Raw genomic sequence first — 19,045 nt, 5'->3', positions numbered from 1 at the left:
ATCAGCAAAGGCCCTACCGGCCCGATTTTCTGAATTTGAGCACATTTCCGCTGAAAAGGTCGTCGCCCTCATTGGAAATATAAAGATTGCCCGCATTATCGAATGCAATGCCTTCCGGCTGGATGAACATGTTGCTGTTCAGGTGATGGGCGTCCTTCACCCGCCATTGCCGGTCGGCCACCACCATCAGTTTATTCACCGCCGAAATAATGTACCATTCCTTGGTAATGGGGTTCCGGGCAATGCCCGACGGCCTGAAACCACGCGATACCTTGCCGGTAATCGCCTTAATTTCATCGACATTAATGGCAAACTTGCCCGACTCCGCTATTACCGAATCCGGACCGGTTTTCAGGATATACCCCGAAACGCTGTTCTTGGAGTCGTCGCCTGCGCAGTTTTTACAGATCACAAACAATTCGCCGGTACCTTCGTCGCCGTACATTCCTTCATATTCACCTTTGGGTAAAATACCTTTCACCTCCGACACCCCTTCCGGCTCCTCATAGACTGCCTCGGCCATCGGGAATGTGTAAATGGCACCATTGCTTTTCAGGATATAGGCGCGGTCGTTGATGATCGATACATCTTCATAATCACCCTTTTTACCAAATTTCGCATGTAATTGCTTCGGCACATCCCATGCAAGCCTGAACAGCTTGCCGTCCTCGTCCTGGATCGCGTAAATCGTATCACTTTGCCCCTTATCGAACGCAATACCCGACACCTCGAAAAGGCTTTCGGGCAAGTTGAACTTCTCGGGTTTGTTCAAATCATATTCCCGGAAAATTTCCGTCTCCTTTTGCGTTGAGTTGCAGCCGACTGTCAGCAAGCCCAGCAATGCAATAGTCGCCAACGCCGGTCCGTAGTTTTTCATCAGAATGTCTTTTTAAGATTCTCGACAGCACGTGTCAGGTACTGGTAAATTGCCTCCTGCGAGCGCACGCCGCCAGGAAGCGTCGTAACGGGCGCATTATGCAGTTTTTCATCGATCCACACGGCTTGTACAGTGTCGTCCCATTGCAGGGCGAGGATATCGATGAGCTGCTTTTTCAAATCTTCGTGGTAAATGGGGAAACAGACCTCTATCCTGCGGTAAATGTTACGGTTCATCCAGTCCGCGGAGCCCATGAATACCTCGGGTTGCCCATTGTTATGGAAAATGAAAACACGGCCATGTTCGAGGTAACGGTCAACAATGCGCTTGATGCGGATGTTTTCGCTCTGTCCCGGAACGCCCGGCACGAGCCTGCAAATGCTCCGCACGATCAGGTCCACAGTAATGCCCGCATTCGAAGCTTCGTAAAGTTTATTGATCAGGACTTCCTCTTCCAGGTTGTTCAGCTTGATGGTAATGCCCGCTGGCAGGCCGTTTTTAGCATTATCAATTTCTCTGTCTATCAGTTCGATGAACCGGTTTTGCAGATTGAACTGCGCCACGAGTAAATGCTCGAACCGCATGGCATCAATCTTCTCCGGTTTCTTCTTTTTACTTAAAAAACCAAACAGCAGCTCTGTTTCTTCCAGCATAGCAGGATGCGCCGTGAGCAGGATATGATCGGTGTAAAAACGAGCTGTACCTTCGTTAAGGTTACCCGTCGCGAGCAAGCCGAGGTGGGAATGCGTCTCGTGTTTCCGCTTCACCAATGCCAGTTTCGCATGCACTTTCAATGCATTGACGCTGTGGATGATCTTCACGCCCGCCGATTTCATCTTCTTCGCCCAGCGGATATTGTTCGCTTCATCGAACCGCGCTTTCAGCTCGACAAGTACCGTTACTTTCTTGCCGTTATGGGCTGCGGTAATGAGCGCGTGCGCAATTTTGGAATCATATGCAACACGGTACATGGTCGTGTAAATCTCCTGCACCGAGCGGTCGATAGCGGCTTCGTTAAAAAACCGGAGAATGGTGTCGTAGGTCTGGTAAGGCGCATGAACCATCAAATCACGGCGGGTCAATGCCTCGAACAAGGTTTCGGGTTCTTCAAACCCTTCCAGGTGCTGCGCTGCCGGCCAGGCCGGGTACGAAATCGCCGGAGAAGCAACAGGCAGCGCCGACAGGTCTTTCAGGTTATGATAGCGCCCGCCTTCCACAAGCGATGCTTTTTTCAGATCAAACACATTCACAATGTATTGCAAATGCCGCAACGACATACCTGGCTCGTACAGCAACCGCGTGGCCAGGCCAAAATCGCGTTTGCTCAATTGCTTCTCCACCTGCTCTGCCGTATCGTCGCCGTCTTCATCAAGCAAATCCAGCTCCGCATCGCGGGTGACTTTGATATTGAATGCTTTGATATCCAGCGCCTCCGGGAACAGGATCGGCAGATTGCACCGGATCAGGTCTTCGAGGAAGATAATGTATTCGCCGTCGGGCTGTTTAATTTTCACAAACCGGTCGAGCTGCGGCACCGGGATATTCACCAGCGCTATTTTTTCCTTATTGCCAGGCAGTTCCAGCACTACAACGATGTAAATCTGGTTGTTTTCTGGAAAAAAAGAAGTCTTATCGTTCAAATAAACGGGCTGCAAAAAACCCGCTATTTGTGTATAAAAATAGTGGCGTGCGAATGCGGCAATCTGTTCGGAAACGGGTTCTTTATATAAAAAATGAAACCCCAGCCGTGCCAGTGCCGGAATGACCGATTTCCCGAGAATGCGGCCGAATTCATCCTGCTGCCGGTTTACTGTCGCCTCGGCTTCCAGGAAGGCATTGTTAGCAGCATCCTGCATCGAATTCTTTTGCAGGTATGGCATCCGTACCCGGTAAAATTCATCGAGGTTGGACGAATAGATCGATAAAAACCGGATCCGTTCCATGAGCGGGACGGTTTCGTTCGCGGCCTCCATCAATACCCTTTCGTTGAAGGAAAGCCAGCTGATATCCCGATTGAAATAGCGGAACGCTTCCATAAGGCGACGGATCAGTGTTCGAAGAAAATGGAGGCGATCACAAATGCGACCACGGAAATGACTATACCAAACATGAATACGTTATAAGCCACCCGCAGCAAGCGATACTTTCGACCGAGTACAACTCCCTGGGAATAAACGTCCTTGGTTAAGCTTCCGTAAAGAAAATCCCGGTCGTTCATCATCGTCTGCATGCCTTTGGAATACTCATTGAACGACATCCGGTAGAAGTTTCCGAAAAACAGCAAGTTCACACTTTTCGCATCAATGTCCTCTTGCGTGAACGTGCCGCGCGGGATAGTCGGGCGTGTGGACAGGATCGAGAACACCATCGTAACCATACACACCGTGAGCAGCATCATCGTCGGGAGAATGAGGTATGCATTGTCTTCGAGCTTACGGACGAGCACGCTCAGAAGCACCGAAATGATGATCGACGTGGTGGTGATCATAATATGCGCCTTGTTATCAGCCATATCGCTCAGGCGCTGGTGGTTGTTGGAACTGATCCTGAACATGGTTTCGATGCCTTTGTCCGGCCGGTCATCCTTTTTCTTTTTGCCTTCGGCTATTTCAGGGATGAATGTCTCCTTATGATGCTTGATCACCGGAAGGTCCGCAACGGGCGATGTAGCCGGACTGGTTGCCGGTGGCTCGGTCGCTGGTGTCGCCGACGCGGCCCGCTGCTGCGATTCCTGTACAGCCGCCTCTTCCAATGCGTCTTCCAGCAGCTTTTGCTTCAACTTTTCGAGGTTCTTTTTCTTTTGTTTATCCAAAAGATCGCGACAGTAATCGGTCTGATATTCGTGGTTTTCGAGCAGTTTAATGGTGCTTTTGCGCCATTCGGCTTTGTCGATTTTCCTTCCGAGGCGCTGCTCGGCTTCTTTTCGCACAAGCTTATTCCAATCCCCGAACTCCGGTGTACCCAAATGGTAGAGATCGGCGTCGCAAACTATCTGTTGCAGAAAATTGGTCGGCTTTTGCGGCCATACCGTCGCCAGGATGCATCCCTCCACTTCGGCGATCACATCCTCCTCCACCTCTTCAGAGCGGAGAAACTCCGCCGCCATTGCAGCTCCTCGTTTCTCATGCCCGGCGGCCTCGCCGGTACTGTACCCCGTATCATGAAACCAGGCGGCCGTTACGACGATGAAAGTCTCCTTATCCTCCAACCGGTAATGGTTGGCGATCTTGACGGCATTGCCTACCACCGACTCCGTGTGAACGAGATTATGGTAGCTAAGCTGTGCCAGCGCCTTGGTACCGAAAAAGTGGTGGACGTGATGCTTAACCTTGTCGAGCCGATGGTTATAGTTCATAGAACGTTCAGTTATGATGCTTCGTTAATTCCAGTCCGATTCCAGGTTCACGCCCACGCGGAGCGCTTTAAGACCCGTAACACCCTGCAAGTCTTCGAGATCGAAGAATTCCAGGTCATCCAATAAAGTATTTTTTTCCTGCAAATACCGGATATAGCCTACATATTCTTCAGCCGATTTGCTGTTGAAATATACCAACGCGATCTTGCCCGGCTGGGTAAGCCGCTCGCCGGTTCCTTTCACATGCACCTTGTCGATCCGCTTCTTGATTACCTGGTACCGGATATTGTAGGCGCCTTCGACATCGAACCGCCGCTCGTCGTCCCGGAAGCTGATATCGATACTGCCCGAGTTGATGAAGATCAGCTGGGTAGTTTCGAGCGGCTTTTCCAATTGCGGGATCAGCGAATGCGTAATGCGGGCAATGGCAGCCATGGTCGTCAGTTGCCACAGACGGATATTTTTCAGGTAAAGTTCACTGAAACGCTTTTCCGGTTCAATGGACTGACCAATGTAAATGTCGTACTCGATTCCGTCCGTCCGGAATTTCTCGAAATAGCACGGGTAGGATTCCTGGATTTCGTTGCGGAACAGATCGAGATAGAGGTTGACGGACGAGTTGATTGCCTGCATCGACGCCTCCAGTTCACGGCGGTTGGCAAACGCGGCGCCGTGGTCCTCGTCGATCATCTCAAAATACTGGTCGATGCGGTTGCGCAGCACCAGCTCGCCGGGGTCCATGGCGCCGGAGCCGAACATTTTCAGACTTTCCTCTTTGAAATGCTGCAAGAACGGGTGCGCCTCGTTTTCGAGAAAATCCCGGATCTTCATTTCATCGTTGTCAGTGCTTTCGTCGGTGATTTCCGCAATCCATTTGCGGCATTTGAAAATCATCTCGTCGGCCAGCCCGAACCCGAGTTTTTGTTTAAGAACAGTAAAGGTTTCTATCAATACATTGAATTGAAGGCGGAGGTCTTCCCTGAGTGCTGCATTTCTTTCAAGCGTGGAGTTTCGGATGTCGATCGCGCCGTAGAGCGGGTACACGTTCCGGAACTGGATGCTTTCTATTTCTGCATTCTGCGGATTCAGGGCCTTGTCGCGGATGTAATGCCAGGCGGTTTCGCGGAAGCGCCATTGTACCGCGGGTTGCAGGGAGGTAAACTTGTCGCGGATCACGTTGTCGATCTGCACATTGAACTCGTCAATGTAGTTGGTCATCATCTGCGCGATCCACGGCAATGCAATATCCAGCTTCGCGAGCAGGCGTTCATCGATCGACTTCTGCTCTTTGGAATACACTTCCAGCACACCTACGACCTTGTTATCGTGGTAAACGGGCAGCAATGCGTAAGCTTCCACGCCATCGTTTTGCAGAATGCGGATAAAGTCCTGCTTTTTAGGGTCTTCGGCACCCAGGTTACGCAGCAGCAGCGTTTTCGGCGCCTCGAAATACTGGGTAGCCATGTCGAGGTACGTCTGCTCGGCCATGTCGTTCTCGGTAGCGGCGCTCATTAGTTTACTGAACAGGATCGAGCCCCTGTCAAAAACAAGCTTGTTGTTCACGCGCAGCACGGCCATAAGTCCGAAATCGACACCAGCATTTTCAACCAACATTTTCAAAGCGCCCGCCACGTAGTTGAAATAGGTTTTCGGGTCGTACGAAGCGCGGTCGAGGATGGTATTCTTTATATTTTCGACGGCGTGCTCAGCGGTAACGTCATTAAGCGTAATCACCGAGAAACCCTCGAAATGGAAGAGGCTGTGCGGCAATAGGGTGGAAAATACATTCAAATCGAAATTCTCCTGCAAATCCGAGCGCAGCGTATCGAGGTCGAGCTCGGGGAGGCTGCCTTTGGCATATACTTCACAAAAACTGTTGTCGATATGCACCCGGTAAAACTTCTGCAGGCCCGAATCGTCGTCCTTCAAAGTGATGATCATATCCGGGTGGTGCAGCGGCGGAAAATGGTAGAGCTTTTCCAGAATGAAGGAATAGAGCATCTGCATTTTCTGCTTGTAGTTGACCCCGCGATCTTCGATGAGGTCGCACCGTATGTTGCCATCCTGCTGAAAAAGCAGGCTGTAAAAACCCGACGTGCCATAAAAAACAATAGGGCTGACGGGAGCACTCAACGCCCAGAAAACTTCCTTTTCGTTGGCGATAGGTGGCATGAGCATGCCATAGATCAAACTCAGTTCTTCTTTATAGTTGGTGACTTCCGAGAGCGGAATATCCTGGCTGAACGCCGGGTTGGCTTTCAGTTTGTCAAGAACCAGCGAGAAAAATGTCTTTTTGACCGTTTCTTCCTGATCGATTTTACTTTCCAGAAAGCTGATAAAGCTCCGAAAAGAAATGGATGAGTCAAGTTTCTGGAGACCGTATGGTGTGTTTTGAGTTACATCAATCGTGATCGGTTCCATTATTTGGTTTTTTGCACACTGAATGAATGCTCTGATGGCTTTCGGTTACTAAAATTCAGTGTTTTTTGTCAAACTGCCAACGATAAACGTTGAATTACGGTTCCATTAAACCGATTCGACCTTTTCCTGCGTTACCGAAGGCTTGATGATCATTCGCAGGGACTGATCTTTGGTAAAATAGGCGATCATCCAGTTGTAAAGCGTTTTCATACGATTACGGTGGTTGATCAGCGATATGAGGTGTATGAAAAGCCAGGCCAGCCACGCGATCATGCCTTTGAAATGTACTTTCGGCGAAGGCAGGTCCACCACAGCTTTGGCACGGCCGATAATGGCCATCGAACCTTTGTCATTATACTTGAATGCGTACAGCGGCTGGTGTTCGGCGATCCGTTCGAAGTTGCGCGCCAGGTTCTTGCCCTGCTGGATCGCCACCTGCGCTACCTGCGGGTGCCCGTTCGGGAAGCCCTCGTCGGTGGTTTGCAGACAGCAGTCGCCGATCGCGTAGATATTATAGGTACCGTTCACTTTGTTGTACGCATCCACGAGCAGCCTGCGCCCGCGTCCGTAAGCTTCTGCTGGAATGCCTTCGAAGATTCTGCCCGTAACCCCGGCCGCCCAGATGAGCGTCTTGGCTTCGATACTGTCGCCTTCGGAGAAGTACACCTTGTCGTCGACAAAGTCGGATACGTGGGTATTGAGGCGGATTTTCACGCCGAGTTTGCTCAGGTCCCGGTAGGTATCTTCCTGCGACGCCTTGCTCATTGGTGAAAGCAAGGCCTCACTGCCGTCGACCAGGTATATTTCGCTGCCTTTCCCGGCCAGCTCGGGATACTCCTTGCGGAGAATACCATTACGCATTTCGGCAAACATCCCGGAAATTTCCACGCCGGTAGGCCCGCCTCCTGCGATCACGACCGTCAGCAGCTTTTTGATCTCGGCCGGGTCGGTACTGAGCGTCGCCTGCTCCATTTGCATCAGCAGCTTGTTCCGCATACTGATCGCATCTTCGAGCGTTTTCATCGGCGTCGCATTGCGCTTGACATTCTCCATCCCGAAGAAATTCGTTTCCGCGCCCGTCGCGAACACCAGGATATCGTAGGCCAGTTCGCCATTATGCAGGATGATCTTGTTCTCCCCCGGCACCACTCTCTGCAACTCTCCCAACCGGAAGTGAAGGTTTTCTTTTCCTGAAAAGAGTTTTCGGAACGGGTAACTGATGCTCGATGGTTCCAGGAAGGCCGTAGCGACCTGGTATATCAGCGGCGGAAAGAAGTTGTAGTTGTTCTTATCTACCAGGGTTACCTCAAATTTTTCGCTCTTTGCAAGGTCCAGCGCCAGGTTGACACCGGCAAATCCTCCTCCTACGATTACAATATTCATGGTGCTTAATTTATTAGGGGGTTAATGAAATGTATGCTTCAGGGTAGGGTCAGGAGGCTTAACCAATAGTGTGCCAATGTGGTACTTTCGAACGGCGTTCCATATAAAACGCCATTTCCCTTTTTTCAGGCCATGCTGTCGGTCATCTTTCCGGATTTCTTCAAATACCTTACATAACCATACAAAGCCCCGAGTATCAGCACGATCGCAACAAAAATGACAACCCTGCTATCCGGTTCCGGTACGATTTCCGGGTATTTGAAAATCAATATGGCCACTATGCCTATCAGCCACACCAGCAATGTATTGTACTCTTTTAAAAGCCAGCGTTTGTAATTGAAACGCATGCCTTTGAAGGTCTCCGAAATACCGGCCGGATTAATCAGCCAGCGGTTCACCCGGCTGCAATAAACATCAAACTGCGCGCCGAATTTATTCCTCAGAAAGTGCTCTTCCGCCAGCACAATCGCCTGATAAATAAACAAAAACAGCGGCATTACGATTCCGACATATATCAGCGAATTGGCTAGAATACCCACACCTAGCAGCATCAGTATATTACCCACATACAACGGGTTGCGACAATGCCGGAAAATGCCTTCGGTTACCAGCGTTTCGGCATACACCTTTTTATCGCGCCCCCCGCGGATAATGTACGCGAGGCCGATGGTAATGCCCCGGATCAGCTCTCCCGAAAATGTCACCAGCAATCCGAGGATCACCGGGTACAGGTAATAGCCCGGGCCGAATTGCTCACGTGAAAAGATCGGCGGCGAGGGCAAAAACAGCAGCAGGTACAGGATGATAAACAGGTTATTTCTGTACTTGAAAAAGAAATTACCGATCGCGATCATGATTTTTTATAAGCTATCATTCCTGAAAAATTGTACCACTTGAAGAAAATTTCGCAGTCCGCGAAACCGGCCTCTTTCAGCAGAAGCATGTTTTCAGACAACTTGTAAGGGATCAGCACATTTTCGAGCGCCTCCCGTTTCTGGGATATTTCGAGCTCGCTGTAATGGTTGCGCCGCTTATAGTTGTAATAGTATTTAATAAAATCACGATTGAACACGCTGCTCTCCGCGAGCACTTTCTCCACCAGCAGCAACACGCCACCGGGGTTCAATCCTTCGTAAATATTTCTCAGAAGTCTTTCGCGGTACAATGGCCTTACAAATTGCAGCGTAAGGCAAAGTATCACCACAGAACCATTGGAAATGGGAAGTGGCTGGTGCAAATCCCCCGCGACGAGGTCGTAAGGTCTTACAAAACCCGCTTCTTTCAGCTTAACATCGCATTTGTCAAGCATTTCCTGCGACTCGTCGATCCCAATAAACCGGATGTCGGAGGGAATGAGTTGGTCCAAACCAATCAGCGTCGTGCCGGTAGAACACCCCAGGTCGTACACCAATGTTCCTTCTTTCACATGGTCGGCAGCGATCTCGGCGAGCATCCGCTGCATCTCGTTGTAATAGGGTACCGACCTGCTCACCATGTCGTCAAAGACATTCACCACCGTGGTCCCGAATTTAAAATCGGAGACCCTGGTAATTTCATCTCTGAAGACCTGGTCTAAATTCTCATTTCCAAGGTTCTTCATAAGTTAAAGTTACGGTTAGATCGAGTTAGATTTTGGGGTGCGCTTTTCGTTGGAGTCGAAAACCCTGTCCCAAATATCTGAACTTACACCGTAACCTTTACTTGCATCTGAATAATGATGTTGCATGTGATGCTTTTTTAATTTCTTCCAGAACCCGGATTTGAAATTAGCATGATGCAACGCATAATGGCTCATATCATAAAAAAGATACCCGGCCATGAACCCCGCATAGAAAGCCGCTACGTAATATTCACTCAAAAAAAGTGTGAACAGGAAGTAGAAGCCCGTCGCCAGCGGAATGCTCACCGAAGGCGGCATTACCAATCTTTTGGCGTCATTGGGATAATCATGATGCACACCATGGAAAATGAAATGGATGCGCTCCATGAACTTGCCGCGGGGTGTAAAATGAAACACGAACCGGTGCATAAAGTATTCGGTGAAAGTCCAGAAGAACAGTCCGCCGAATACGGTCCCTACAAAATTGTACCAAAGCATCTCCCCTGGCCCCAATGCTTTCCAGGAAAAGTAGCTGATCACCGGCACAAAAATGAAAAGGGGTACTGAGTAATGTACCTTTGAGAAAGCTTCCAGGAAGTCGCTTTTAAACATCCTGGTGGATTCCGTTGAGTTGGAGACATAGTTTTTAGGCATGTCAGGATGGTTTTATTCGCTGAATAATGGTTTTACCGGTGGCAATTTCGGTGCCTTTGAGCTCGATATAGAGCACATTCGGCGACCAGAAAGTACCGCCGTCGATCCGGATGAATACCCTGCTCAGGATGCATTCCTTCTTATCGATGCTGGTATAAACATGGTATTCGTTCCGGGCGTCCTTCCGCAGGTAGAGCGGCAGTTTCGAATACGCTACCGAACGGAGTTCGAAGCTCGCATTGCCGATCGCCTTTGAATTGATGCCGTATGCAAATTTCCGCTGCAAATAATTGAGCTCCTTGCGCATCCCGCCTTCCGGATAACGTATCCAAAACGTATTAACGGGGTTCTTTTCGCTGATTTTCCCTTGTTTGTCGACGTTAAGCTGGTAACAGATTGTATTCGTATTCGGATCGCGCTGAATGTAAAAAAGTAACCCGGGAACGTTGTTCGGCACCGGAAATTCGTCCGGATCCGTGGCCGTTGTACCGGCTTTTTTGTCTGGTAATCCTCCTGCATACGAAACAAGCGTCAGGCTGAGCGCCATCAGAATGTTGAGTACGTATTTCATGACTTCAATCGAAAACTACATTCAAAAAATGGCTTGTGCGATGATTTCACGGTCGCATTCGCCGTATTGCAACACTTCCTGCACATCTTCCGCATTTCCGGAAAAAGGTCCCGACGACTGGATTTTCAATGTCGCCATCGCCGCCCCGAATTCGCCGGCTTCCTGTACGCCCGCCCCTTTCACACGCTGGCTCAGGTAGCCGGCCATGTAGGTGTCGCCGCAGCCAGTCGCGTCTACCACGTCGGTCGGTTTGTAGGCAGGGATCTGGTAAAAATGGTTGTCTTTGTAAATCAAAGACCCTTTGCTGCCCAGGGTAATGATGACTTCTTTTACCCCCAGATTGGCGAGATATTTCGCACCTTCGATCACATCGCTCGTGCCTGCGACCACTTCCATTTCAAACTCATTGGATTTGAGAATATGGATATAGGGCAACGCTTCCTTTTTAGCTTCCCAATCGGTATAAAAAACCTTCTGGTCTTTCACATAACGCAGGTAGCCCTGGATATCGAGCGAAACCTTGCCTTTCGCAGCCAGCATTTTGATCAGATCCACGGTAATGTCGTCCGAAAGCAACGGTCCCAAGTGGAAATACTTTGCTTCGATCGCCGGCATTTGCGACACGGTGAATGGTGCGGCCTTGTGCAGTACATTCTGCTCGCGGTGGTCCTGGTTGGCGCTGTAAATGTTTTCGAAATAAACGGTGTAGGGACTGTTCTGGGAAAATACTTCGATGTTCTCCTCTCGCAGGCCTGCGACGATATGGCTTTCCTTTTCAGCCAAAGCCGTTACGAGCATATAGCGGACATCGAACTGCCGGAGTGCCTTCGAAAAATAGAACGAAGTGCCCCCGGGCATATACTTGACAGACTGGGCAGTAACTACTTTATCCAAAGTGATATGCCCGATGGTACATATATCGTACATGGTACTGGTGTCTCAACCCAAGCCTTCAGGCTTGGGTTATGGGTGATAACTAGCCCAGGCTCTCTATGGTGTCGGCCACCTGGGCAAAATCTGTAATTTCGGCATCGGCTACCGATACCTGTGCCTCGGCATCTTCTTCGAATCCCGCCACATTCAGCCAGATCGCCTTCGCGCCGGTCGCCTTTGCAGGCAGAATGTCTTTGGAATACGAATCGCCTACCGCTACGCATTCCTGCGGAGGAAAGCCCTGCGCCTCTACGCCCAGCTGCCATATCGCAGGATCGGGCTTCCGGACGCCGACCACTGCCGACTCCACGACAGACTGGAAATAATGCGCAATACCAAATTCCTTTAAAACGCTATTCAGGTTGCCGTAAAAATTGGAAACCATCACGAGGGGGTATTCGGCGGCCAGTTTTTCAAGAACAGGCGCTGCCTTTTCAACACTAGTGCGTGCGACGCGGTCACAATCGCGGGCGATGGCTTCGATGGCCTGGCAGTCCAGCTCGTATCCGTTTTCTTTCAGATAGCCAAACTGCTGCTCTACTTTAAGAAACAGCACATCATAAAACACATGATGCGGCTGGATGACCGGATGGATAGCCAATGCCCTCTCACCAAACTTGTATGCACTCGCAAATGCTTCTTTGTCAACCTTTACATGACTACTTTGGTAAGCATCCCACAAAACATTGGCCCAATGCAAGCCGTTCGTATCGATCGTACCGCCGTAGTCAAATAAAATTCCTTTAATCATACTTTAGTTTCCAGTCTCCTGGGATTTGAAATCCCCGGTTATTAGATTTTATATCAATTCTTATTCAAAATCTATCTGCAAGCTTTGCTGATGACACCAGCTTTTTTGCTTATAGCTTGCTTCTGGGCAGTTGTCTAAAGACAACTGCAATAGATTCATCTGTGCATTACAATCCCAAAAGCCAGTCCCATTGCCCCGGTCTTTAGCCCGGGGATCCAGAGATTAATTAGAGCTAATGGGCACTGGTTCAAGTTCTGGGCTGTCCAGCCTGCCCTTTTTAGTTTTTCTATTAATGAGGGCTAATCCGATGATAATCCAGACTATCTCCCTAATCCTCAAAACAACCCCTATAAAAATCCCCTGCGCGGCAGGCAATCCCACACTTCCTAATGCCAATGCCAATCCACCTTCACGGGTGCCGAGCTGCATCGGAAAAAAGAAAATCAAATTCGCGAACAACGATGAGCCGGAGCTCACGATCAGCGACTGTGCCAGGCTCATTTCCATTCCGATGGCGTGGGCCGTGAAATAGATTTCCAGACAGCCGACTACCCTTCCTGCAAATTCATAAAACAATGAGGCGTAAAATGCGTTCCGGCGGTCGGAGTACAGGACGCGGATCTGCTCGTCTACTTCATAAAGCGTTTCCGCATTTTTGGCAGCGAACTCGCGTGCTTTGTTTTTGATAAAAGGCACTTTTTCCAGCAAACGGAACGTGCTTACCGTGAAACCTTTTTTATATACATTAATAAACCAATATCCCAGCACCAGCCCTACTACCAGCAATATCCCGCAACCGGCCAGCATAGCATCGCTCAATGGAACTACAGCCACGATCAGCACAATGGACGCCAGCCAAAACAGCACGTGCGAAAACATGTGCATCAGGCTGTATAGCAGCACCGATGAAGTTGCTTTCTGGATACCGAGCGTCGGTTTCAGCTCCATTATGCGGTAAGGCTCGCCGCCTAATGCGACGAACGGGGTAATGTAGTTAATCGCATAGCCTGAAATCGTCAGCCGCAGCACCGACCAGAACGACATATTCGTTTCCGGCAGTTGCGGCTCACGGATGATCGCGCGGAATGCGAGGGCATTCAGGATGTAGATCACCAGCCAACTGCCGATCACCGGCAGGAACCAGATGCCCGTCCTGTTGATGTTTTCCCAAATCACGAGCAACCCGGTGCCATAGATCATATAGCCCAGCGAGAAAATACCGATTGCCATGAAAAGGGCTTTATACACCTTGCTACCCATTGTATTTGCCTGTGGTTATCTCCTTGTAAAAATGATTGCTCACCTGCTCCTGCTTCACGATCATGTAAATCAGGATCGGGTTCAGTACGAAAATGTCGAAAAAGAAATAGATCCATGACTGATCGAGAAACAGCCAGAGGAACAAGAATATCACCCGCGTATTGAACTGGACGATATTGGTATATTTCATCAATGGCTTGTTCTGCGCACGGAAATCGGTAATGAGTTTCGCAGGCAGGCCATTCTGGTATTTCTGCTTCACCACCGCCAGCAGTTTTTGCAGCTTCGGCGAAAAGAATTCCTGTTCTTTAGTATAATTCAAATACAGCCTCGCCACGATTTTCATACCGAATTGTCGCGTCCAGCTCATTTCATCATATTCCTTCTGCAAATCGCGGCTGTTGTCGAGCTCGCTGCCGTTGGTGCCTTTGATGAAAAACAAATGCACGTTACGGTAGTAATCCGCCATGGCCGACTGGATCATATGCGACACGCCGGCCACCACGCCCGGTACCCAAATCCACGCGCTCCAGCCCTCTTCCATGCTCCGCAAACAGATCGCGATGTGAATGGCGATAAACCAGAAATCACCGGCCACGCCATCGAGAATGCGGCCGAAGCGGCTCTTGTCGTTCGTCATGCGCGCGAGCTGACCGTCGGCACTGTCGAGCGAGTTGGCGAACATGAGCGACAGCATCCCGATCACGTTGATCCACAATTGCTGCGGATAGAACAATATCCCCGCAGCCACACCGAAGAAAATGCTGATGATCGTCACCGGGTTGGGTCGCAGGCCTACCTTCGCGCAAAACAATGCGATTTGATAGCCGATAGGCCGGTAAAACCAGATATCGATCTTTTCCTCGGTATCATTCGATTTCAACGAGTTTTCGAATGCCGAGGTTTTTTCGGGTTCTTCTGCAATTGGGCGGGGTGTAGTCGTTGTCTCCATTAATTGTTATTCAAAAATCTTTGGTAAAGCCGGCCGGCAATGTGCCCGGCAGCCTGGTCACGGCAGGGTGCGAAACTCGGCCAGTCGTTCAGATCGATGATACGGTAGTCGCCGTCCTTTCCTATAATGGCATCGCCCCCGTAAATATCAATCCCCACTACCCCTGCCGCTTCATTGGCCGTGTTCTGCAACCCTTCGGCACTGAACGGGTAATACACCGAATTACCGTTGATCTGCTGATATTCCGCGTATTTGTGGTGGTTGGCGTCGTACGGGTAGAACCAGAAAAAGAAATCCGTGCCCCTGACCCCGTAAAACTTCACCAGATCGCCCACCAAATGCTGGGAAATCACCGCGTCGGGAATTTCGCGCAATGCGTATTCCCTCAAAATTTCCTTGGCTTCCTCGCGCGATGCGGCAAACGACACATCTTCCTTATGGATGGCGTGGAAATCGCCCCTTTTGATCCAGTAACCTTTTCCTTTGATCTGATCAAAAACCTCGTCTCCCTGGTAGTCGGTCGGTACGATGTAGCTATCCGCAACCGGGATATTGGCGTTGTTCAATGCATTGGTCAGGTTGGTACGGAAGCAGTTTTCAATGCCAAATGCGGAGTTCAAAACCTGCGTACCGTTTCTTTCCAGCTCCTGTAACTTGGCCACGACCTGCTTTTGGCGTGCCATAGTGAAAATCTTACTATAATTCACTGTTTCCATCGCCAGGAACTCATCTTCACAACAGATGGTAATGCGGCATCCCAATTTTTCCAACTCCTTGGCCGTTTGGGAGAAAATCGCATCGTCGTTCCCGATATGGTTGGGCGAAAACTTCTTGTTACGGTGCACGCCCAGAATTTCTAATTCGTTCATCTAATGGTGTCGACCGGCAAAACGCCCCGGTCTGTTAGTAATAAATTGGTGTCAATAAAGTGTGTGTCAATATTTTAGATTAAAAGACCACCTCACCGCTCAAAAACAGCTCGGCCGTCTGAATGTCGCTCACGTGGTCAACGTCCACGATTTTGGTGAACGGGTATGCCTTCAAATGCAAGCCATCCGCCACAAGCTGCCGCTGGTAATTCCGCATTCGGCTCACCCCATTTTCCACGGCCACATTCACGGTGTCGATCGCTTTCCTTCTGAGACAATAAATCCCGCCTGAGACAAACGAGGTATCGGTACTATTATCATCGGTAAATGCGGTAATGCGGTCGTCGTCGTCAACGGCCACGTAGAGAGGACTTTCGTCGTCAATGAATGCCGTTACCGCCATTTGGCCTTCCAAATCCTTACTGTCGGCAAACTCGGTAATGAATGCACTGAACTCTTCTTCGCGAAAAACGGTGTCAGTGGTAGTCAAGCAAACTTCGCTCAGCTCCGGCTCGCTTTTGAACAACTCGTACACACTATGCAGCGAACTCGGTGTGGTCTTCTTGACAATTTGAATAGGCAGATTATCGCTCAGCCCCATCAAATGCATTTCGAGCAGCGGCGACTCCTCGTTGATGATCACGAGAATTTTCTCTGCATTATTCCGCATAAAAATCCCGATTAATCGGTCGATTAGCATTTCGCCGTGCAGGCTCACCATTGGTTTCGGAAGCGTAAAACCTTCCTTCGCTAACCGTGATCCTTCTCCTGCCGCTATGATTGCGTAATTCATGTTAATATCCCTTTTAAAATCAATGCCCTAAAAATCAAGCCTGAACCGCGCCCGGATACCCCATTCCGACACATTCGGATTGTCGAGGTAAGTGAACCGTTTTACCAGGTCTACGCGCAGCAGCTTGAAAATGTTGGCAATACCCACACTACCCTCGATATAAGGCTCGCGTGCCAATGTATAAGTGATAGGCCGGCCCTGATCATCAGTCGCAAAGCGGAACAGCGACGGATTTAATGCCGGGTTGTTCTCGTCCCGCAATCCGCCCACTAAGCCTTTAAAGCTCACCACCTCGCGGAGTTTCAGCCTTTTCAGCAATGGTATTTTGTTAAACAGAAAGCCGTTCAGGTAATATTGCACATCCAGGCTCGCATAATGGTCACTCGCGAATTCCAGGAAGTTCATCAGGTTGTATGAATTCAACTGGTAAGCGTAAGTCTGGTTGGCTCGGTGAATCGTCAGCAGCGGGAACTGGATTTGTTTACCAAAAATATAACCGCCTTCCGCCGTAATATCCGCGAAACCGAACTGTGACAGATAGAACCGCTTCTGAATGTTCAATGCCACATTGTGATAGTTGTTTTCTCCTTCAAAAACCCCTTTCAAACCCGCATTGTAGCGCAATGTGAAGATCGGGTATTTGTTGATGATCGGCGTGCGGTACAACTTGCCTTGATAATATTGCTCGTGCGGCGCGTAACGGAATTCCACATTCGCTTCCGTGTTGTTCAGCGACATGGCGTTTTCAAGTTCCCCGCCCTCGTTCAGGTGCTCGTAGCGCAGCACGCCCGCCGGAGTCTGCTTCCATTGGGTAAAACCAATTTTATAGGAAAAGCGGCTCTCGAACTCGCGTACGTATTCCAGTTTGTAAATATCGTTGTACAACCACCGGTTATTATCCCCGCGTTTGAACGACAACAGAAAGTTATCCTCCTGCACAAACTGCAACTCCTGCCCCGGGATCTTGGTATCGCGCTGGAAACTCGCCCGGAGGTAATGCAGCGGGAAGTGGTATACCGATTTGTTATTGAATGAATAGGTACCACTCAAAAAGTACTTCCATTTACGGTCCTTAAAACCATAAGCCGCGTAAGTCTCGAAATACACCCGCTTGCTCATGTCCGTCGTCGTACGGCCACCGAAGCGGAGGCGAAAACCTTCCACGGGGTTGAAGCTGTAAAAGGTATTCACCGGGCCCACTTCTACTGCACCAAACGACTTGTAACCCGAGAGGAACAGCGTCGCAATGTCCATAGTCCGTTTGAATGAAGGGATGGTTTGCAGGGTATCGATATTTTTATAAATATCCAGCTCCGTACGCTCCAGCGGAATATGCCGTTTGCTGGCCCAGAACGACTCGGTGGTTTTGACCTCTGGATCGTACACGATTTCCTCGCCCGGCCCGCGGTAAATGCTGTCAGGACGAGCCTGGTTAATTGTGTAGTCCTTGAAATTGACCGTGCGTTGGCCATACAATCCACCGTTCTTCTCACCTAATGCAAATTCCATGGCGAGCGTCGATTTGTTCATAAAGTATCGCCCGTCGGTTCCTTTCTCGAATTCCAGGCGCGCTTCGAGGTCGCGCATGAAGTTGAGGTTAATATCCTTGTTAACGGTCAAATAGGCATTCTGCACACCATATTTGCCATCGAGGGTAATGTACAGCTTCCCTTCGAAAAGCATATCCGTCTTGTTCCGCGGCACAAAGCCCAGCTCGATCAGCTGCGGATCGGCGGTTTTAATGGTATCGCGGATAAAGAATTTATAGAATGTCGGTGCGGAGTTCGCGATCGGGCTCAGCAGCAGGTTGGTGGCGATAGAGATATCGTTGTCGTAAATGTTGATATCTTCATACAAACGATTGAAATAGGCGCTCAAACCGTCGTTATCCACAAACTTCGCGTCGAATTCGGCCCGGCGGTTCGCCAGCACGTATTGTTTCTTGTTGTAGGGGCTCTTGCGGAAATAAATTTTCGAAAGCTTTTCCTGAATGTAGGCCGGGAGCATATTCTTGCCTCCCATAGCCGTGGAATCCTGGCTTTTAAACAAAAACTGATAATTCCGGAAGATGCGTTTGTCCTTGAAATCGTCGGACAAGTTGCTCAATGCAAGCGAAATCTTTTCATACTGTTCGTATTCCAGAAAATTGTTGCTCGTCGGTTTGTTCTCATCCTTGTGCGCGATTACCTCGCGGATGAGCTGCACCGCCGGATTGTCCTTGTTCCGGTAACGGGCTTTGGTTTTAACGGTCACCTCTTTCAGCATCGAGGCGTCCACAGCCATTTTCACATCGATCACCTGGCTCACACCCGGTTTGATCGGCTTTTCAACGGCCATATAACCTACATAAGTGAATTTGATCGTCGAATGGTCTTCACGCAATGTCATCGCGTAACGGCCATCAGCGTCGGAGGCGGTCCCCATGGTTGTTCCCGGGATCAGGATCGACACGTATGGCAGGGTCTCGCCTGTCTTTGCGTCGGTAACGGTACCTTTTATCGTGGTGGTATTCTGCGCTATGGCTACTCCCGCGCCGATCAGCAAAATGTTGATCGCCACGAGTACTTGTATCCATATCGACTTGCTGATTGCTTTCATGTTGGAACGTTCGTCACGTGTTTTGGCT

16 protein-coding genes are annotated in these 19,045 nt (G+C 49.7%); all 16 read right to left on the bottom strand.

Annotation, left to right across the window (positions count from 1 at the left end; genetic code table 11):
* Positions 1-13: 13 nt before the first annotated feature.
* Positions 14-877 carry an SdiA-regulated domain-containing protein gene (locus ACQ4MZ_RS03950; RefSeq protein WP_430843162.1) on the bottom strand — a complete coding sequence of 288 codons (864 nt, stop codon included), beginning with the start codon at positions 875-877 and terminating at the stop codon, positions 14-16.
* Positions 877-2,913, bottom strand: coding sequence for a polyphosphate kinase 1 (ppk1, locus tag ACQ4MZ_RS03945; RefSeq protein ID WP_430843160.1), 2,037 nt, complete (start codon positions 2,911-2,913; stop codon positions 877-879). Before ppk1 ends, ACQ4MZ_RS03950 begins: the two co-directional genes overlap by 1 nt.
* An 11-nt stretch (positions 2,914-2,924) precedes the next feature.
* Positions 2,925-4,232 carry a Pycsar system effector family protein gene (locus tag ACQ4MZ_RS03940; protein WP_430843158.1) on the bottom strand — a complete coding sequence of 436 codons (1,308 nt, stop codon included), beginning with the start codon at positions 4,230-4,232 and terminating at the stop codon, positions 2,925-2,927.
* Between the two features lie 24 nt (positions 4,233-4,256).
* A complete protein-coding gene (locus ACQ4MZ_RS03935) occupies positions 4,257-6,653 on the bottom strand; it encodes a GAF domain-containing protein (RefSeq protein WP_430843156.1) in 2,397 nt (798 codons plus the stop codon).
* A gap of 105 nt (positions 6,654-6,758) precedes the next feature.
* Entirely contained in the window at positions 6,759-8,036 is a 1,278-nt protein-coding gene (locus ACQ4MZ_RS03930) for an NAD(P)/FAD-dependent oxidoreductase (protein WP_430843154.1), read from the bottom strand.
* A 125-nt stretch (positions 8,037-8,161) separates the two neighbouring features.
* Complete coding sequence (locus tag ACQ4MZ_RS03925) at positions 8,162-8,890, bottom strand: methyltransferase family protein (RefSeq protein ID WP_430843152.1); 729 nt, start codon at positions 8,888-8,890, stop codon at positions 8,162-8,164.
* Positions 8,887-9,636 (bottom strand): carboxy-S-adenosyl-L-methionine synthase CmoA, encoded by a 750-nt coding sequence (cmoA, locus tag ACQ4MZ_RS03920; protein ID WP_430843150.1) that lies wholly within the window; start codon positions 9,634-9,636, stop codon positions 8,887-8,889. Before cmoA ends, ACQ4MZ_RS03925 begins: the two co-directional genes overlap by 4 nt.
* A 15-nt stretch (positions 9,637-9,651) precedes the next feature.
* A complete protein-coding gene (locus tag ACQ4MZ_RS03915) occupies positions 9,652-10,290 on the bottom strand; it encodes a sterol desaturase family protein (RefSeq protein WP_430843148.1) in 639 nt (212 codons plus the stop codon).
* 1 nt (position 10,291) lies between these two features.
* Positions 10,292-10,861, bottom strand: coding sequence for a DUF4833 domain-containing protein (locus tag ACQ4MZ_RS03910; protein WP_430843146.1), 570 nt, complete (start codon positions 10,859-10,861; stop codon positions 10,292-10,294).
* Positions 10,862-10,882: 21 nt separating this feature from the next.
* A complete protein-coding gene (locus tag ACQ4MZ_RS03905; protein WP_430843144.1) occupies positions 10,883-11,788 on the bottom strand; it encodes a PfkB family carbohydrate kinase in 906 nt (301 codons plus the stop codon).
* Between the two features lie 49 nt (positions 11,789-11,837).
* Positions 11,838-12,545, bottom strand: a complete 708-nt coding sequence (locus ACQ4MZ_RS03900) for an HAD family hydrolase (RefSeq protein ID WP_430843142.1) — start codon at positions 12,543-12,545, stop codon at positions 11,838-11,840.
* 222 nt (positions 12,546-12,767) lie between these two features.
* Positions 12,768-13,775 carry a lysylphosphatidylglycerol synthase transmembrane domain-containing protein gene (locus ACQ4MZ_RS03895; protein ID WP_430843140.1) on the bottom strand — a complete coding sequence of 336 codons (1,008 nt, stop codon included), beginning with the start codon at positions 13,773-13,775 and terminating at the stop codon, positions 12,768-12,770.
* 22 nt (positions 13,776-13,797) lie between these two features.
* A complete protein-coding gene (locus ACQ4MZ_RS03890; protein WP_430843138.1) occupies positions 13,798-14,757 on the bottom strand; it encodes a CDP-alcohol phosphatidyltransferase family protein in 960 nt (319 codons plus the stop codon).
* On the bottom strand, positions 14,757-15,626 hold the full coding sequence (locus ACQ4MZ_RS03885) for a hypothetical protein (protein WP_430843136.1): 870 nt from the start codon (positions 15,624-15,626) through the stop codon (positions 14,757-14,759). The genes ACQ4MZ_RS03890 and ACQ4MZ_RS03885 overlap by 1 nt, the downstream gene beginning before the upstream one ends.
* Before the next feature lie 79 nt (positions 15,627-15,705).
* The gene (locus tag ACQ4MZ_RS03880) at positions 15,706-16,419 is read right to left on the bottom strand and encodes a nucleotidyltransferase family protein (protein WP_430843134.1); all 714 of its coding nucleotides are present in this window, start codon (positions 16,417-16,419) and stop codon (positions 15,706-15,708) included.
* 27 nt (positions 16,420-16,446) lie between these two features.
* Positions 16,447-19,017 carry a DUF5686 family protein gene (locus ACQ4MZ_RS03875; RefSeq protein ID WP_430843132.1) on the bottom strand — a complete coding sequence of 857 codons (2,571 nt, stop codon included), beginning with the start codon at positions 19,015-19,017 and terminating at the stop codon, positions 16,447-16,449.
* Positions 19,018-19,045: the final 28 nt, after the last annotated feature.

Origin of the sequence: Dyadobacter sp. BHUBP1, assembly GCF_050587785.1 — a bacterium.
GTDB lineage: Bacteria > Bacteroidota > Bacteroidia > Cytophagales > Spirosomataceae > Dyadobacter.
Note: the sequence above shows the minus strand (reverse complement) of the source record. Positions and strands in the feature narration are given on the sequence as shown.

Bases quoted from the DNA above. Each gene is read 5' to 3' on its own strand.
- ACQ4MZ_RS03950 (WP_430843162.1), bottom strand. From the start codon at position 877: ATGAAAAACTACGGACCGGCGTTGGCGACTATTGCATTGCTGGGCTTG.
- ppk1 (WP_430843160.1), bottom strand. From the start codon at position 2,913: ATGGAAGCGTTCCGCTATTTCAATCGGGATATCAGCTGGCTTTCCTTC.
- ACQ4MZ_RS03940 (WP_430843158.1), bottom strand. From the start codon at position 4,232: ATGAACTATAACCATCGGCTCGACAAGGTTAAGCATCACGTCCACCAC.
- ACQ4MZ_RS03935 (WP_430843156.1), bottom strand. From the start codon at position 6,653: ATGGAACCGATCACGATTGATGTAACTCAAAACACACCATACGGTCTC.
- ACQ4MZ_RS03930 (WP_430843154.1), bottom strand. From the start codon at position 8,036: ATGAATATTGTAATCGTAGGAGGAGGATTTGCCGGTGTCAACCTGGCG.
- ACQ4MZ_RS03925 (WP_430843152.1), bottom strand. From the start codon at position 8,890: ATGATCGCGATCGGTAATTTCTTTTTCAAGTACAGAAATAACCTGTTT.
- cmoA (WP_430843150.1), bottom strand. From the start codon at position 9,636: ATGAAGAACCTTGGAAATGAGAATTTAGACCAGGTCTTCAGAGATGAA.
- ACQ4MZ_RS03915 (WP_430843148.1), bottom strand. From the start codon at position 10,290: ATGCCTAAAAACTATGTCTCCAACTCAACGGAATCCACCAGGATGTTT.
- ACQ4MZ_RS03910 (WP_430843146.1), bottom strand. From the start codon at position 10,861: ATGAAATACGTACTCAACATTCTGATGGCGCTCAGCCTGACGCTTGTT.
- ACQ4MZ_RS03905 (WP_430843144.1), bottom strand. From the start codon at position 11,788: ATGTACGATATATGTACCATCGGGCATATCACTTTGGATAAAGTAGTT.
- ACQ4MZ_RS03900 (WP_430843142.1), bottom strand. From the start codon at position 12,545: ATGATTAAAGGAATTTTATTTGACTACGGCGGTACGATCGATACGAAC.
- ACQ4MZ_RS03895 (WP_430843140.1), bottom strand. From the start codon at position 13,775: ATGGCAATCGGTATTTTCTCGCTGGGCTATATGATCTATGGCACCGGG.
- ACQ4MZ_RS03890 (WP_430843138.1), bottom strand. From the start codon at position 14,757: ATGGAGACAACGACTACACCCCGCCCAATTGCAGAAGAACCCGAAAAA.
- ACQ4MZ_RS03885 (WP_430843136.1), bottom strand. From the start codon at position 15,626: ATGAACGAATTAGAAATTCTGGGCGTGCACCGTAACAAGAAGTTTTCG.
- ACQ4MZ_RS03880 (WP_430843134.1), bottom strand. From the start codon at position 16,419: ATGAATTACGCAATCATAGCGGCAGGAGAAGGATCACGGTTAGCGAAG.
- ACQ4MZ_RS03875 (WP_430843132.1), bottom strand. From the start codon at position 19,017: ATGAAAGCAATCAGCAAGTCGATATGGATACAAGTACTCGTGGCGATC.